Annotated in this window: 14 protein-coding genes and 1 pseudogene; 1 reads left to right on the top strand and 14 read right to left on the bottom strand. The window is 65.7% G+C overall.

Annotated features, from left to right (window positions below):
- From PTE30175_RS21855 to fliF, 6 genes and pseudogenes are all read right to left on the bottom strand, one after another.
- Window positions 1-619: pseudogene (locus tag PTE30175_RS21855) on the bottom strand (hypothetical protein); the annotation flags it as partial.
- 10 nt (window positions 620-629) lie between these two features.
- Complete coding sequence (gene fliJ / locus PTE30175_RS21860) at window positions 630-1,085, bottom strand: flagellar export protein FliJ (protein ID WP_150699180.1); 456 nt, start codon at window positions 1,083-1,085, stop codon at window positions 630-632.
- 12 nt (window positions 1,086-1,097) lie between these two features.
- Window positions 1,098-2,603: a flagellar protein export ATPase FliI gene (gene fliI, locus PTE30175_RS21865; protein ID WP_150699247.1), complete on the bottom strand. Its 1,506-nt coding sequence runs from the start codon at window positions 2,601-2,603 to the stop codon at window positions 1,098-1,100.
- A gap of 152 nt (window positions 2,604-2,755) precedes the next feature.
- On the bottom strand, window positions 2,756-3,409 hold the full coding sequence (fliH, locus tag PTE30175_RS21870; RefSeq protein WP_150699181.1) for a flagellar assembly protein FliH: 654 nt from the start codon (window positions 3,407-3,409) through the stop codon (window positions 2,756-2,758).
- Window positions 3,410-3,427: 18 nt separating this feature from the next.
- Window positions 3,428-4,423: a flagellar motor switch protein FliG gene (fliG, locus tag PTE30175_RS21875; protein WP_150699182.1), complete on the bottom strand. Its 996-nt coding sequence runs from the start codon at window positions 4,421-4,423 to the stop codon at window positions 3,428-3,430.
- Entirely contained in the window at window positions 4,413-6,080 is a 1,668-nt protein-coding gene (gene fliF / locus PTE30175_RS21880; protein ID WP_150699183.1) for a flagellar basal-body MS-ring/collar protein FliF, read from the bottom strand. The genes fliG and fliF overlap by 11 nt, the downstream gene beginning before the upstream one ends.
- A 321-nt stretch (window positions 6,081-6,401) precedes the next feature.
- On the opposite strand from fliF, the gene fliE reads away from it, so the two are divergent.
- Window positions 6,402-6,743 carry a flagellar hook-basal body complex protein FliE gene (fliE, locus tag PTE30175_RS21885; RefSeq protein WP_476703891.1) on the top strand — a complete coding sequence of 114 codons (342 nt, stop codon included), beginning with the start codon at window positions 6,402-6,404 and terminating at the stop codon, window positions 6,741-6,743.
- A gap of 27 nt (window positions 6,744-6,770) precedes the next feature.
- Here fliE and PTE30175_RS21890 read toward each other — a convergent pair whose 3' ends face one another.
- The 8 genes from PTE30175_RS21890 to PTE30175_RS21925 all read right to left on the bottom strand — a co-directional run bounded on the left by PTE30175_RS21890 (window position 6,771) and on the right by PTE30175_RS21925 (window position 14,828).
- On the bottom strand, window positions 6,771-7,142 hold the full coding sequence (locus PTE30175_RS21890) for an EscU/YscU/HrcU family type III secretion system export apparatus switch protein (RefSeq protein WP_150699185.1): 372 nt from the start codon (window positions 7,140-7,142) through the stop codon (window positions 6,771-6,773).
- The gene (gene fliK / locus PTE30175_RS21895) at window positions 7,139-8,488 is read right to left on the bottom strand and encodes a flagellar hook-length control protein FliK (protein WP_150699186.1); all 1,350 of its coding nucleotides are present in this window, start codon (window positions 8,486-8,488) and stop codon (window positions 7,139-7,141) included. The genes PTE30175_RS21890 and fliK overlap by 4 nt, the downstream gene beginning before the upstream one ends.
- Before the next feature lie 49 nt (window positions 8,489-8,537).
- Window positions 8,538-8,876: a flagellar protein FliT gene (locus PTE30175_RS21900; protein WP_150699187.1), complete on the bottom strand. Its 339-nt coding sequence runs from the start codon at window positions 8,874-8,876 to the stop codon at window positions 8,538-8,540.
- Window positions 8,869-9,303, bottom strand: coding sequence for a flagellar export chaperone FliS (fliS, locus tag PTE30175_RS21905; protein WP_150699188.1), 435 nt, complete (start codon window positions 9,301-9,303; stop codon window positions 8,869-8,871). Before fliS ends, PTE30175_RS21900 begins: the two co-directional genes overlap by 8 nt.
- A gap of 25 nt (window positions 9,304-9,328) precedes the next feature.
- The gene (gene fliD / locus PTE30175_RS21910; RefSeq protein WP_150699189.1) at window positions 9,329-11,434 is read right to left on the bottom strand and encodes a flagellar filament capping protein FliD; all 2,106 of its coding nucleotides are present in this window, start codon (window positions 11,432-11,434) and stop codon (window positions 9,329-9,331) included.
- A 157-nt stretch (window positions 11,435-11,591) separates the two neighbouring features.
- On the bottom strand, window positions 11,592-13,022 hold the full coding sequence (locus PTE30175_RS21915; RefSeq protein ID WP_150699190.1) for a flagellin N-terminal helical domain-containing protein: 1,431 nt from the start codon (window positions 13,020-13,022) through the stop codon (window positions 11,592-11,594).
- A gap of 346 nt (window positions 13,023-13,368) precedes the next feature.
- On the bottom strand, window positions 13,369-14,028 hold the full coding sequence (locus PTE30175_RS21920) for a response regulator (protein WP_150699191.1): 660 nt from the start codon (window positions 14,026-14,028) through the stop codon (window positions 13,369-13,371).
- Entirely contained in the window at window positions 14,025-14,828 is an 804-nt protein-coding gene (locus PTE30175_RS21925; protein WP_191629173.1) for a sensor histidine kinase, read from the bottom strand. The genes PTE30175_RS21920 and PTE30175_RS21925 overlap by 4 nt, the downstream gene beginning before the upstream one ends.
- Window positions 14,829-15,014 lie beyond the last annotated feature (186 nt).

The following is a 15,014-nucleotide window of genomic DNA, read 5'->3' on the forward strand; positions in this document are numbered from 1 at the left end:
CCGCGCCCGCGCCCGCAGCGGCCTGGCCCGGCAATTGTGCGGCGCCCGTGGCCTGCAGTGCGCCATTTACGGCGGCAGCAATCGCGGCCGCCGGCGACTTGTTCGCCGCGCTGGCTTCGGCGTCGGTTTGCGCTGCGGCGGCGACGGGTTGCGTTTGCAGCGGCGCCGCGGCCATGGCGTTCAGGGCGACAGCCAGCGCTGCCGCCGGATCGGCCGGCTGGGCGGCGTTCTGCGATTTGTCGGCGGGCTTGTCGTGGCCGGCATCGTCCTTGGCTTGTGCGGAATCCGTCTTGCCACCGCCTGCCTTGTCGCCGGTTGCGGACGCCGGGTCCGTGGCGCCTGCGGTCTTGTCGGCCGGCGGGGCATTGCCGGTCGCCTGCGCGTTCTGGGCGCTGGCGTTGCCACCGGCGCCGTTCGTGCCATTTGTGCCGTTCTGGCTCGAGGTTTGCGATGCCGACGTTGCTTGCGGCGCAATTTGCTGATTCAGGATCGTCGCGAACGGCGTGTTGCCACTGTTGCCGGCGTTGCCAGCCGCATCGCCACTGCCGCCCGTAACAGCATTGATGACGGCGTTGCCCGCTTGTGCGGATGTGGGAGCGAGCAGGTTCAGAGGCGTCATGGAAGCGTCCTTAAAGCGGCGACGTGTCGGCGCGGCGGCGGGTGGCGCGCGCAGCGTATTCGTCGTTGTCCTTCTGTTCACGGCGGGCGACGCGCAGGTCCTCGCGCGCCTGGGCGCGAGTGGCAAGCGTGCCGAACGAATTGAGGCGGCGCTGCTGCGCCTGCCACTCGCGGCGAGCGGCTTCGAGCCGGTCCTGCGCCTGTTGCAGCAACATCTGTTGTTGGCCGATGGCGCTGTCGAGTGTGTCAATGAATTGCTGGAAGTTGCGCCAATCGCCGCCGGCCATGCCGGTTTGCGTGGCGGTCTGCATGCGCGAGCGGTATTCGTGGCGGTATGTCTTTAGCGCTTCGAGCTGCCGTTCGACTTCGGCGCGTTGGCGCTGACGGTCGCCGAGCAGTTTCGCGGCTTCGTCGACGTCTTTTTGCGCCAGTTCGATCAACAACTTCAGGGGCAGGTGCGAATTCATGGCCGCCTTCCGTTAGCGGAACAGGCCGTGCAACTGATGCACGGCGTCCGAATAGCCGGCCCGTTCGCGCATTCCCTGTTGCAGGAACGCCTCGAGACGGGGATAAAGCTCGATTGCCTGATCGAGCATCGGATCGCTGCCGGGCGCATAGGCGCCCACATTGATCAGGTCGCGGTTGCGCTGGAAGCGCGAGAGCATTTGCTTGAAACGGCGCACCTGGTCAAATTGCGGGTCGTCGATCAAGGCCGCCATCGCCCGGCTGATGGACGCTTCGATGTCGATCGCCGGGTAGTGGCCCGACTCGGCGAGGTGGCGCGACAGGACAATGTGGCCGTCGAGAATCGCGCGCGCCGCGTCGGCGATAGGGTCCTGCTGGTCGTCGCCTTCGGTCAGCACTGTGTAGAACGCCGTGATGGAGCCGCCGCCGTCGGGCCCGTTGCCGGTGCGTTCGACAAGCGCCGGCAGCTTGGCGAAGACCGAAGGCGGGTAGCCCTTGGTCGCTGGCGGCTCGCCGATCGCGAGAGCGATCTCGCGCTGCGCCATGGCGTAGCGGGTGAGCGAATCCATGATGAGCAGGACGTCCTTGCCCTGATCGCGAAAGTGTTCGGCGAGCGCCGTGGCGTAGGCCGCGCCTTGCATGCGCAGCAGCGGCGAGACGTCGGCAGGGGCGGCAACGACGACCGAGCGGGCGAGGCCCTCCGGGCCGAGAATGTTCTCGATGAAATCCTTCACTTCGCGTCCGCGTTCGCCGATCAGCCCGACGACGATCACTTCGGCTTCGGTGAAGCGCGCCATCATGCCGAGCAGCACCGACTTGCCGACACCGGAGCCGGCGAACAGGCCCATGCGCTGCCCTCGTCCCACGGTCAGCAGCGCATTGATTGCGCGCACCCCCACGTCGAGCACGGATTCGATCGGCGCGCGGCCGAGCGGGTTGATCGGGGCGGACGTCAGCGACGCGCTGTCCGTCTGGCCGAGCGGGCCAAAATCGTCGAGCGGCCGGCCGGCGGCATCCACGACGCGGCCGAGCAGCGCATCGCCCACGGGCAGGCGTTTGCCGTTGTGACGCACGGCCCCGAGCGGGCTGTCGGCGGCCGCATCCATCGGGAACACGCGAGCGCCGGGCAGCAGGCCCGCGACTTCGGTCTGCGGCATCAGGAACAGCCGGTCGCCATGAAAACCGACGACCTCGGCTTCGGCGGTCGCGGGCTCGCGCGAGGCGTCATGCACGGGCAGCTCGATCTGGCAGCCCGCACCGACCGGCAGGCGCAGCCCGACGGCTTCGAGCACGAGTCCGGCGGCGCGCGTCAGGCGGCCGCAACGGCGTAGCGGCTCGACCGCGTGCACGCGCGGCGCGTGTTCGCGCAAGCCGTTTTGCCATCGGCGCAGATGGGCGTCGCGGGCAATGCTGCGGGCATCGAGTTCATGGTGGGCGGCCGGGGCCTCTGCGCGTACGGCCGGGGCCGGTGTTTGGGGCTCGACCTGCGGCACCGGGGTTTCGCTCGCCGGCAGCGGCATCGTGTCGAGTTCATCCCACAGTCGTACCGACGGCCTCGTGGCGTCGTTGGCGGGCACCGGCACTTCATGCGGCGCGTCGTGCGCCGCGGCGTCGGCCGCCGGGTCGACCGGCAGCACGATGCGTTTCGGTACGAGGGGAGCGAACTCGGATGTCACCATGGCAGATCACGCCCCAGTGCGGCGACGACGCGTTCCCAGCGGGTCGGCAGCGTCGCATCGATTTCACCGCTCGCCGCCTGCGCCTTGCAGCCGCCGCGAGCGATCGTCGGGTCGGCGCGCACGGTCCAGCCGGCCGCGTCGAGTTCGTCTTTCAGATGCGCCTCGACGAGTGCCACGTCGTCGGGATTGAGCAGCAGGCGCGGCGCGCCCGTCAGCGGATCGTGGGCAAGCAGCTCGCGCACGACCGGCAGCAACGCTTCCGGGTGAACCGCCAGCGTCTGGCGCAATGCTTGCCGCGCGATGTCGAGCGCGAGCGTGAGCAGCGGCTCGGCGATGTCCGCGTCGATCGATTCGACGGCGTTGCCGAATGCATGCGCCAGATCGGCCAACTGCGCGGCGCGGGCCTCGACTTCGGCGCGCCCGGCCGATTGTCCGGCGGCGTAGCCGGCCTCATACCCGGCGGCGTGGCCCTCGGCATGGCCTGCGGCGCGTGCCTCTTCGCGCCACTGCGCGATCTGCGCCACCAACGCGGGATCGTCCAGCGGCCTGGGCGGCGGCGGGGGCGCCGGCGGGGCCGGATCGAACGACGCCATCTCCCAGCGCTGGTAGGCGCTCAAGCGTTCCTTCGGGATGATGGTCGAGCTCATGTGTGGCCTCGTTCGCGGTTACACGTAAGCGTCGTCGCCACGGCCGCCGATGACGATGGCGCCCTGGTCCGCCAGGCGCCGCACCACTTGCAGCACCTTCTTCTGTTCGGCTTCGACTTCGGAGACGCGCACCGGTCCGCGCGACTCGAGATCCTCGCGCAGCAGTTCGGCGGCACGCTGCGACATGTTCTTGAGGAATTTCTCGCGCAGCTCGGTCGGCGCGCCCTTGAGCGCGATGATGAGCGATTCCGACTCGATTTCCTTGAGCAGCACCTGGATGCTGCGGTCTTCGACATCGAGCAGGTTCTCGAACACGAACATTTCCTCGACGATCTTCGCGGCGAGCTCGGCGTCGTAATCGCGCACGGCTTCGATGACCGATTCCTCATGCGTGCCGCCAAGGTAGTTGAGGATTTCCGCAGCGGTGCGCACGCCGCCCATCGGGCTGCGTTTGATGTTTTCCGTGCCGGACAACAGCTTCGTGAGCACGTCGTTGAGTTCGCGCAGGGCCGTCGGCTGAATGCCGTCGAGCGTAGCGATTCGCAGCACGACGTCGTTGCGCAGGCGTTCCGTGAAGCAGCCGAGCACTTCCGACGCCTGATCGCGGTCGAGGTGCACCAGGATCGTGGCGATGATCTGCGGGTGCTCGTGACGGATCAGTTCCGCCACGGCCGTCGAGTCCATCCACTTGAGGCCTTCAATGCCGCTGGTGTCGCCGCCTTGCAGGATCCGTTCGATCAGTCCTGCGGCCTTGTCGCTGCCGAGCGCCTTGTTCAGCACGGAACGGATGTACTCGCTCGAATCGAGCGAGAGCGCCGAATGCTGTTCGGCTTCCAGACAGAAGTCCTGCAGGACGTCGGCGATCTGCTCGCGCGAGACCTGCTTGAGCGTGGCCATCGCTGCGCCGAGTTTCTGCACTTCACGCGGGGCGAGGTATTTGAACACCTCGGCCGCTTCGTCTTCGCCCAGCGACATCAACAGGATGGCGCTGCGTTGGAGTCCCTCAGCGCTCATCGCCACCCACCCATGCTTTCACGACGGTTGCCACAATTTTCGGATCCTGACGCGCCACCTGGCGCGCGTACTGCAAGTTGCGCTCGTAGGCACTCTGCTCCGCGGCCGCGCCCGATTCGCCCTGGCCATCGGCGCGGGCTGCGCCGTCGCCCCTGCCTGCCGTGCCGCCCGGCGCGCCTGCGGCGAGCGACGGCTCTGCCGGCGGCGGCGCGGTTAGATGCTTCTTGAGGGCCGGACGCACCACGCCGAACCACAGATACAGACCGACCAACGTGATCAGGGCCCACTTGCCGATCTGCTTGGCCAGTTCGATGTTGGCCGGCTGGCGGTACCACGGCAGATTCGCAAACGGGTCTTCCGCGACCGTGAACGGGCTGTTGACGACGTTCAACGTGTCGCCGCGCTGGCCCGAGAAGCCCATGGCTTCCTTGGCGAGGTTCTGGACCTGATCGAGCTGGGCCTGCGGCAGGGCGACCAAGGCGGGTTTGCCCTTGGCGTCGACGCCCGGACGGAAGTTCACGACAACGGCGGCGGACAGGCGCTTGACCGCGCCCGTGGCCTGCTGCACGTGACGGATCGTACGATCGACTTCGAAGTTGACCGTGGCGTCCTTGCGGTCGCTGCGCGGGCCCTGAACGGCGCTGGCGGCGCCAGCCGTGGCGACCTGGTTCGGATTTGTGATCGGCGCGGTCGGGGTGGCCGGCGGCTGGTTCGACAGCGCGCCCGGCACGCCGCCCGCCGGGTTGGTGCCGATCTGGCTGGCTTCGCTGCTCTGCTGGCTGCGCACGGCCTGATCGCCCGAGTTCGGCTTATAGCTCTCGGCCGTCTGCTCGACGCTGTTGAAGTCGACGTCGGCCGTCACCTGCGCGTGCACATTGCCTGCGCCCAGGATCGGGTTGAGAATCGCCTCGATGCGGCGAACGTACGCCTGCTCGACTTCGCGAACGTACTTGAGCTGGCTGGCGTCGAGCCCATTGGCATTGCCGGACGGCGCCGACAGCAGATTCCCGTTCTGATCGAGCACCGTGACGTTCTTGAGCGGCAGCTCCGGCACGCTTGACGACACCATATGGGTGATCGCGCTGACTTGCCCGTCATCGAGGACGCGACCGGGATACAGCGTGAGGATGACCGAGGCGCTGGGCTTTTGCTGCTCGCGCACGAACACGCTGGGTTTCGGAATGGCCAGATGCACCCGCGCGGCCTGCACGGCAGAGAGGGATTCGGCCGAGCGGGCGAGTTCGCCTTCGAGGGCGCGTTGATAGTTGACTTGTTCCGCGAACTGGCTGATGCCGAACTTCTGGTTGTCCATCAGTTCGAAGCCGACGAGTCCGCCCTTGGGCAGGCCCTGCGAGGCCAGCCGCAGACGCGTTTCGTGCACCTGTTCGGCGGGCACGAGGATGGCGCCGCCGCCTTCTGCGAATTTGTACGGCACATTCATCTGCTGCAGCGAGGTGATGATCGCGCCGCCGTCCCGATCGCCCAGATTGCTGTACAGGACCTTGTAATCGGGCGCACGGCTCCACAGGAACGCCGCGATCAACGCTGCGATGATCGCCGCCGCCGCAATCAGCAGCGGCAGGCGTTCGCGCGAGCGCAACTGCGCAAGCAGCGGCGGCTTGCCGGCGTCGTCGGTCGTTTGCGTGGCGGCATTCATGCCTGGCCCCGCGACAACCAATGAATTGATGCGATGGAAGTGCTCACTAACATGCGACAGGGGTCTCCGGATACGCGTGGCAGGGTGCTTGGGCGGGGTGTCGTCGAGGCGCAAACGTCGCCGCACGCACGATGCCGATGTTCGGGATTATTCGCCGCCGAATGTGGAATCGGTCCATGGAATAACGTGGTGTTTTGCCACCAATTAGGGTGTTGGGGGATTGCGCGGGAGTGCTAAGCTGCGGCCTGACTGATAAAGGGCCTTGCGTTGGGCCGGATGGCGATCCGGGCGGCGCGGCGGGCATCGAAGCACTCAAGGACACTGACGATGGCAATCCCGGGAATCGAATCCGTATTGCAGAAGCTGGGCAGCGTGGCCGCGCAGGCGGCGGGCCTGTCGAGCACGAGCAGCGCCGCGGCAGCCGCCACGGGCGCGTCGCCAGGGGGATTCGCCGCAGAACTGCAGGCGTCGCTGCAACGGGTGTCGTCGGCGCAGGATGGCGCGCAAGCGCAGGCGCAGGCGTTTGAAATGGGCGCCCCGGGCGTGGCCCTGAACGATGTCATGGTCGATCTGCAGAAGGCCAACATCGGCTTCCAGATGAGCCTGCAGGTACGCAACAAGCTGGTTTCGGCCTATACCAACGTGATGAATATGTCGGTGTGATGCCCGGCGCGCCGCTTCACCGTTGACTCAATCTTCAGAAGACGCGGGTAATGGCGGTGCGGGATCGGTCGCCGGGGCAAACAACCCTGCGCCCGGCGGCAACGGCAGCGATTTCCCGCTCGCATCACCGCCTTTTGCCGCTTCGAGGCGATAGAGCCAGGCGAGCAGTTCAGCGACGGCCTGATAGAGCTGCGGCGGAATCCGTTGATCGAGATCGACCTGCATCAGCAGGCCGACCAGTTCCGGCGACTCGTGCACGTACAGGCCGTGGTCGCGCGCGGTGCGCACGATCGTGTCGGCCAACAGGCCGTAACCCTTGGCGACGACACGCGGGGCATTGTCCTTGGCGCCATACGCAAGGGCAACGGCGGTGCGGCGTTCCGACGATGGCAGGCTCATGCAACATCTCCTTCGGGCGATGCCGACGCTTGCGGCACGGCAGAACCGGCGCCCGTGGCAGTCCCCGGTATATCCGACCCCCGGAGGCCCGCCAGCGGCGTATCGTCGATCGCGCCAAACGTCAACTGGCTCGCGATCAGGCCGGCCGACGCGAACCGTTGACGCAAATCCTCGCTGCCTGACGACAGCTGCGCCAACGTCGCAGGCGCGTCCGTCAACAGCTTCGCCTGCAGTTGCTGGCCCGAGAGTCCGAGCGTCACGTCGACGGTGCCCAGCGTCGGCAGGGTCAGTCGCAGATGGGTATGCCAGGTCGACGCGGGCGCGAACGCTTCCGCTCCCGTGCGCGCGGGACGTTCCTCGACCTGCCATTCGAGCGCCGCGCCCGGCCATGCCTGCCCGCTCCACTGGAACTGAGGATTGACCAACATTTCCAACTGCTGGCGCAGCATCGTCACACTCTCGGGCGGGACATTGACGGCGGCGGTCATGGCTGCGGCGGCGTGCTGCGGGAGGCCGGCGGCGTTCATGTTGGCACCCTCACTCCCGAGACCCGGTGCATATGCGGGGCCGGCTGCCGCGTGTCCGGGTAACACACTGGTGACGGCCTGCGACAGGCTTGCCGCGTGGGCCAGGGCGGTGGCGGTATTTGGCAGGTTGGCGCTGGTATGCAGACCGCCCGATGCCGCACTGTCGCCGTCCGCTGCGAGCCACGGCGCCGGCCGCGCGCCGGCCGCATCGCCTTCCGGCGTCGCCGGCGGCGCCGGCGACAGATTAGCGGCGGAGTCGACCAACGGCAAGGTCGCGTCGCCGCCCGCAGCCAACAGTCGCGCGGCGAGATTGGCTTCGGCCGGCCAGCGCAGCTGCGGTTCCAGCTGCAGTTGTTCGAATGCCCGGCTGCCGGCCGCCCATTGCGACAGGTGCGCTTCGTAGAACAGGCCGCTGGTGGCCAGCGCATCCTTCAGGGCGCCGGCCAGCAGCGGCGCGAGCGCCGGCGCGCCCTGTCCGGGCGGCACCGGCCAGATGGGCGTGGCGCTTTTGACGGCGCCGGGATTGTCCGGCGCGAGGCGCAGGATGGTGTCGATGGTACGCGCGGCGGCGGAAAGGGTTGTCTGCTGGCCGGGTGGCGGCGCATACGGGGCGACGTTGGCCGGCGTCGTCGATGTGCCGATCGCCGCTGACGACGTCTGCGTGGTCAGTTCGGCATGCGTGGACGTGGCGGCGCCGACGGGCGCGGTGGCGGCGACCGCCGAGGGCGTGCCAGTATTCGACGCGCCTTGGCTCAGGCCGAGCAGCGAGTCGAGGCGACGCGCAAGCGCTGCGGCGAGCACCGAATCCATGCCGGCCATGCCAGGCTCCCTCGAAGGCGAGGACGTCGACGACGCGCGGGGCCGCGCGTCAGACGCCCAGGTTCAGTCCGTACACCTCGTGCAGGGCGCGTTGGCGGCGCGTGCTGATGATCATGGCATCGAGGTGGGCGAGACGCGGCACGACGAGATCCCGGATAGCGGCGTCGTCGGCCAGGATACGCCGGATGATGGCGTGCTTGCGCGCGCGCTGCGCTTCATCGAGCGGCAGTTCGGCGTCGAGTTGTTTGATCGCGTCGACCTGCGCGCGGTATTGCGCTTCCAGATCGACGAGGGCTTCCCAGTCGCCGTCGCGGGCGACAACCAGCATGCGTTCGGTCAGGCCGGCGATGCGTTCGTAGCAGTTCAACAAGGTCGTGGCGTTATTCATATCGCACTCCGGTGCCCGCCTGCGCGGCGGGAGCACCCGTGCCGGATGCCGGCGCGATAGCGCGCCAGGCGGAAGCAATGGTGTCGAGCAGGCCGTCGACTTCCTGCACCTTCGCCGGGTCGTTCTCGAGGTTCGCTTCGAGCAACTTCAGCGTCATGTAATCGTACAGATTCGCGAGGTTGGCAGAAAGTTCACCGCCGATTTCCGGGTTGAGTCCGTCCTTGAGGCCGCCGATGATCGAGATGGCCTTGCCGAGGGCGGTGCCGCGCTCGGCGATATTGCCTTGCTCGAAGAAGAGTTGGGCCCTGAGCAGCGCGGCGTGTGCGCCGTCGAACAGCATCATGACAAGCTGGTGCGGACTGGCGGCGAGTACGCCGGTCTCGAGTCCGACCTTGCGATAGGCGTTGGCAGCGGTTTGACCGTACATGAATATCTCCGATGCGCTGGCTGACTTACTTCGACGAGGAAGACGACGAGGACGAGCCGCCCAGCACCTGCTTCAGGTAGTCGCTGGTGTTCTGCAGCTTCGACATCGTCGTATCGAGCGCAGTGAACTGCGCCAGATAGCGGTTCTGCATCTGGGTCATCTGAGACTGCCAATCGGTTTCCTGTTGCTGGACTTGCGCGATGCTGGCATTCAGGTTTGTCGTTGCAGTGCTGATCGCCCCCTTGGTGCTCAGGAAATCGCCAATCTGGTTCGTCAGCAGTGTCGCGTAGCCTTGCGAGAAATTGATGGTCCCGCGATTGCCAAGATTGGTGCCTGTGACCTGAATCTTGAGCCCCTCCGTTGTGGAGCCCGGTGCGCCGGTCAGACTCTGGCCGCTGCCTGTGGCGACTATGCCGCCGATCGTACCCGCGACGTCTACGCCGTCGGTGCTGGGCGACACACCCGCACCGAACAAGGTCGTCATGGCGCTACCCGACGTCACGCGAACGTTGGAGGCGGAGCCGTATCGGTTGGACGTCACGGAAAGGACGCCGCCGTTCTGCTTGACGGTGACGGACGAGCCGTTGCTGACGAACTGCGAGTTGCCGTTGATCGCGGCTTGCAGCGCGGCGGCCATCTTGTCCGGTGTGTAGGTGCCGTTCGGGATGGTGATGGTCGTGCTGGTGCCGTCGACCTGCACCGTCAGCGTGTTGTTGGTGCCGTTGATGACGGTATTGGCGCCAAGCGTCGCGTTCGACGTGAGGGTGCCCTGCGTCGCAAGCCGCGAAACGGTCACATCGTACTGGCCCGGCTGCGTAGCACTGGTCGAGCCCTGGTAGGTGATGAGACTGTCGGAGGGCGTGCCGTTGGTTGCGAGCAGCGAGGCAAGCTGGGCGAAGCCTCCGGAGGCGATGGCCTTCTGCAGCTTGCTCGTATCGACGGCGAGCTGCCCGCTCGTGTCGGTGGCGCTGCCGGAACCGTCGCCGGCCTGGAACGACACACCGATGTCCGCGAGCGAGGTCAGGGTCGAGCCCGATACGCCAGGCAGTTTGGCGTTCAGGATCTGCTGGATTCGCGTCTCGATCAACTGGGTGGTCGTGTCGCCGATCAGAGGTCCGTTGTTGTTTGACGTGCTGCCCTTGGTAGCGCCCGATTTGTCGAAATACGTCAGCTTGCCGATCGCGGCATGCAGCGTATTGTAGGCGGACACGAAATCATTGACGGCCTTGGTGACGCCATCGCTGTTGTTGTTGACGCTGACGGTGGTCGTGCCCGTCTTGAGCAAGGTCATCGACAGGCCCTGCACGGCGTTCTTCACTGTGTTCGTCGTGCTCGTGACAGCGAGGCCGTTGATCGTCAGGTTGGCGTTCTGGCCGGCGGCTGTCTGCGTCATGTTTTGCGTGCCGGCCGGATCGTAGGCCAGCATGCTGGTCAGCGCGGCATCGCCACCGGCGGCGACGTCGACCTTCATGCTCATCGTCTGGCCGGTCTGGGTCGACGTCAGGACGAGCCGGTTGGGTGTGCTGCTGCCGTCATTGACGATGGTGGCCGTCACGCCGCCGTTCGCGGCGTTGATCGCGTCGCGGATACCTTGCAGCGAGTTGTTCTGGTTCGTGATGGTCACCGAGAACGGCGCTTGCGAGGCGTTCGGCGAGAAGCTGGCACCGGTATACGTGCCGTTGGCAAGCGTGCCGCCGGAAATCGTGCCGAAGCTGAAGGTCAGCGTGGTCGAGGTGCCGCTGCCGATCGAGGCGGCCGGGTCCGATACGCCGTTCGTCGTAAGACTCTGCGCCTGCGCCAGTTGCGTCGTATTGATCGTGTAGCTGCCGGCTTTTGCGGTCGTGTCGGCCGACGACGTGAGGAGCGTCGCATCGCCTGCGGTGGCGCTCATCTGCAGGAACGACGACGCCGATGACAGGCTCGACAGCGACGACTGGAACGAACTCAGCGCCGACTGGAGACTGCCGAGTGCTGACACCTTGGTCTGGTAACTGGCCTCTTGCGCCTTGAGCAAGCTGAGCTTTTGCGAGGCGGGCTGCATCAGGCTGGTGACCAGCGCATTGACGTCCAGCCCGGAGCCGATGCCGGGGGACGAAATGGAGCCCGTGGTACTGGTGCCGGTAGTCGCCATAAATCGCTCACTCTCTCAAAAGTTGCTCAACGCGCAAAACGCCGGCGTCAAAGAAACGAAGCCTTTGTAATGCTTGCGGCGGCGCCCCCCGCGAAGGTGGCGCCGCCGGCGGCCCGGCTGGACTGCCGCCGGGCTGACTTCACTGCCAATCAGGCGCTTACTGGAGAAGCTTCAGCACTTGTTGCGGCAGTTGGTTTGCCTGCGCCAGCATCGAGATACCGGCTTGTTGCAGGATCTGCGACTTGGTCAGGTTGGCCGTTTCCGAAGCGTAGTCGGTGTCTTGCACGCCCGAACGCGCCGTGGTCAGGTTTTGCGACGTGGTCGACAGGCTCGAAATCGTCGACTGGAAGCGGTTTTGAATAGCGCCCAGGGTCGACTGCATCGTGTCGACGGTGCTGATGGCCGAGTCGATCTGCGACAGCATCAGCGTGGCGCTGTTGACCGTCTTGACGTCGGATTGCGCCAGGCTGCCGCTCGTGGCGTACGTCGTGGCAGCCGTCGGCAGGCCCAGCTTGGTCAGGATCGCTGCCGTGCCGCCGCTGATCTGGAATGCCTGGCCCGAGCTCAGGTGCATCGCGCCGGTATTGTCGACGTAGGCGTTTACACCGCTGTTCGACGAGTTGATCGCGTTGGCCAGGTCGCCGGCGCTGTTCATTTTGCCGGTGATGTTGGTGGCCTTGCCGTTGACCGTGAGCACCAGGTCGCCCGCAGCCAGGTTCTGCGAGTACGTTGCGGCAACGTTCGCCGAGTTGATGGTGGCGCCAGCAGCGACGTTCGCCGTGCTGATGTTGAGCGCACCTGCAGCCGTGTCGGTCGCGCCGCTGAACGTCAACGTTTTCGCCGCGTCGGTGTTGGTCAGGGCGAGTTCGCCGTTCGAATTGACCGAAGCGACGTTGCCCGTGAAGCCGGCAGTCTGCGCGGCGGCGTTGATCGCCGTGGCCAGGTCCGCCGCGCTATTGTAGGTGCCGGCCTTGACGGCCTGCGTCACATTGGCGCCTGCTTTATCGAACGTGACTGCCAAGTCCGAGACCGTATAGCTCAGCGGGTTTTTCGCCGACGTCATTTGCGCAACCGAACCAATGCTGGAGACCGTCATGCTTTGCGACAGGTTGACCGAGATGGTCTGGCCGGCGTTGGCGCCCACCTGGAAGTTCGCCGTGCCCATCGAGCCGTCGAGCACGTTCAGGCCGTTGAACGACGTTTGCGTCGCGAGGCGGTTCACTTCAGCCAGACGCTGCTGGACTTCCTGGTCCAGTGCGGCGCGGTCCGAGGTCGAGTTCGTCGAGTTGGTCGATTGAACGGCCAGCGTACGGATACGTTGCAGGTTGTCCGTGATCGCCGACAGGGCGCCCGTCGCGGTTTGCACCAGCGAGATGCCGTCGTTGGCGTTGCGCTGCGCTTGCGACGTGCCGTTGAGCTGGGCCGTCATGCGGTCCGCGATCGCCAGGCCGGCAGCATCGTCGGCGGCGCTGTTGATGCGCATACCCGAAGACAGGCGCGTGATCGAGGTTTGCAGGCCCGACTGCGACGAGCTCAGGTTACGTTGTGCAACCAGCGAGAAGATATTGGTATTGATGACAGATGACATTTAGCCACTCCTTTTCCCAAAATTTTTTTGGCTCCGGCTCTAGCGCCGTAACTTTGGCTCTCTAGCCAAATCGCCGAAAAGCCGCCGTTGAAAGGGTTATCGACCGGCGCTCGAAAAAATTTAGGGGCTGCCAGACAATTTGCATGACAAACCCCGACAGCCGGGCCGGCGGCGCACGGCCAAAACCTGGGAAAGGTATTCAGGAAGTGTAGGGCAGGCGGAATCCGCGCCATCGGCCAAGGAAATGGCAAAAGCGGTGTCAATTCCGCCCTTGTCAGCTGCCGAGAGGCTTATTTTCCGGAAAAGTGACAGTCATCCGGGACGGCGGAGAGCGCGCGATGGCCGCTTATGCGACCATCGGGCCCATTTCCGCGGAGACCAGGCCGTGTTGCATCACGTAATAGGTGAGCTCGGCATTGTTCGACAATCGCATCTTTTCCAGCAAGCGCGTGCGGTACACGCTCACGGTCTTGACCGACAGCGACAGCGCATTGGCAATATCGGTCAGGCGTTTGCCCGAACCGATCATGCACAACGTCTGATATTCGCGGTCGGACAGCTTCTCATGCGGGGGTTGGTCGGCATCGGGGCCAAGGAAGTCGGCCAGCGTTTCGGCAACCATCGGGCTGACGTATTTGCGGCCTGTCGCGACCTGCCGCACGGCAGACACGAGTTGCTGGGCGTTCGAGCGCTTGCTCAAATAGCCGGCGGCGCCGGCCTTGAGCGCCCGGAGCGCGAACTGGCCCTCGCCGTACATGCTGAAGATCATGACCGGCAGGCGCGGGTGGCGCCGCCGCAACGACTTCAGGATTTCGAGGCCGTTGATATCGGGCAGGGAGATGTCGAGCAGCACCATGTCCCAGTGGGCCGATTCTGCCATCTCGAGGGCTTCGGCGCCGCATTCGGCTTCGCCGACGACCACGATGCTCCCGCTGTCGGAGAGCAGTTGCCGAACGCCTTGCCGCACAATGGCATGGTCGTCGACGATAAGCACTCTTAGCGTCATGTTATTGATCCGTGGAAAGCGAGAGGACTCGCGGCAGCACCGGCATGTTCGGCATCGCCGGCCGGGCTGGAGAGGATGTGTTGCCACGGCAGGCGCGCACACACGGTGGTGCCCGCGCCCGGAGTACTCGATACGCGCAGGCTGCCGCCCAGCGCCACGCAACGTTCACGCATGCCGCTCAGGCCGAAATGTCCCTTGCGGTGACGCGCGCCGGGCGCGAGTCCCGCGCCGTCGTCCGACACGGTGAGCTTGAGCGCGCTACGGCCGCCGTCGAGCGCGACCATCACGCGCGTAGCATGGGCGTGACGTGCGATGTTAGTGAGCGCTTCCTGCGCAATCCGATATAAAGCCAATGCGGCGGGGGGCGAAAGCTGCGCGACGCGCGCAGCGGTATCGTCGTCGCAGCGCCAGATGGCGGCAGGGCTGTTGTCAGCGAAGCACTGATGCACATGGGCCCGCAAGGCGGGCACGAGTCCGGCGTCGAGCGCCGGCGGCTGGTGACGGCCGACCAATGCCCCCGCGGCATCCTGCGTGGCGTCGATGGCGTGCTGCAATTGTGCGCACATCGTCTGCCATTCGGCGGCATTACGCGGCGGGCGCTGCGACAGACGCGCGCCGGCCAGTTGCAATGCCGTCAGCTGTGCACCGAGTTCGTCGTGCAGTTCACGCGCGAGTCGGACCCGCTCGGCCTCGCGGGCGGCATCGATTTTCTGGGCGATGATTGATAACGAACGTTGCGCCGCGTCCCTCGAGGGGGCGCAACGTCCGGCCCGCGCAACAGGATCGATGAGGTACGGCATGGAAAACATCCCTGAATAAAATGCCTCGTACCGCGAAATACACGGCGAGATCCCAGACGGAATTTAACAAACTTTACATTTCGTCACAATTACACGCGGGAGCCCATCCCGCGGTTGACAGCGAAACGTAACTCATTGATACGGATCAATAACTTCTCGTTTGCATGAGGGAAATTCTGTGATACC

This window comes from Pandoraea terrae (genome assembly GCF_902459695.1).
Lineage (GTDB): Bacteria > Pseudomonadota > Gammaproteobacteria > Burkholderiales > Burkholderiaceae > Pandoraea > Pandoraea terrae.

Excerpts from the sequence above, each read along its gene's own strand:
- fliJ (WP_150699180.1), bottom strand. The coding sequence starts at position 1,085 with ATGAATTCGCACCTGCCCCTGAAGTTGTTGATCGAACTGGCGCAAAAA.
- fliI (WP_150699247.1), bottom strand. The coding sequence starts at position 2,603 with ATGCCGCTGCCGGCGAGCGAAACCCCGGTGCCGCAGGTCGAGCCCCAA.
- fliH (WP_150699181.1), bottom strand. The coding sequence starts at position 3,409 with ATGAGCTCGACCATCATCCCGAAGGAACGCTTGAGCGCCTACCAGCGC.
- fliG (WP_150699182.1), bottom strand. The coding sequence starts at position 4,423 with ATGAGCGCTGAGGGACTCCAACGCAGCGCCATCCTGTTGATGTCGCTG.
- fliF (WP_150699183.1), bottom strand. The coding sequence starts at position 6,080 with ATGAATGCCGCCACGCAAACGACCGACGACGCCGGCAAGCCGCCGCTG.
- PTE30175_RS21890 (WP_150699185.1), bottom strand. The coding sequence starts at position 7,142 with ATGAGCCTGCCATCGTCGGAACGCCGCACCGCCGTTGCCCTTGCGTAT.
- fliK (WP_150699186.1), bottom strand. The coding sequence starts at position 8,488 with ATGGCCGGCATGGATTCGGTGCTCGCCGCAGCGCTTGCGCGTCGCCTC.
- PTE30175_RS21900 (WP_150699187.1), bottom strand. The coding sequence starts at position 8,876 with ATGAATAACGCCACGACCTTGTTGAACTGCTACGAACGCATCGCCGGC.
- fliS (WP_150699188.1), bottom strand. The coding sequence starts at position 9,303 with ATGTACGGTCAAACCGCTGCCAACGCCTATCGCAAGGTCGGACTCGAG.
- fliD (WP_150699189.1), bottom strand. The coding sequence starts at position 11,434 with ATGGCGACTACCGGCACCAGTACCACGGGCTCCATTTCGTCCCCCGGC.
- PTE30175_RS21915 (WP_150699190.1), bottom strand. The coding sequence starts at position 13,022 with ATGTCATCTGTCATCAATACCAATATCTTCTCGCTGGTTGCACAACGT.
- PTE30175_RS21920 (WP_150699191.1), bottom strand. The coding sequence starts at position 14,028 with ATGACGCTAAGAGTGCTTATCGTCGACGACCATGCCATTGTGCGGCAA.
- PTE30175_RS21925 (WP_191629173.1), bottom strand. The coding sequence starts at position 14,828 with ATGCCGTACCTCATCGATCCTGTTGCGCGGGCCGGACGTTGCGCCCCC.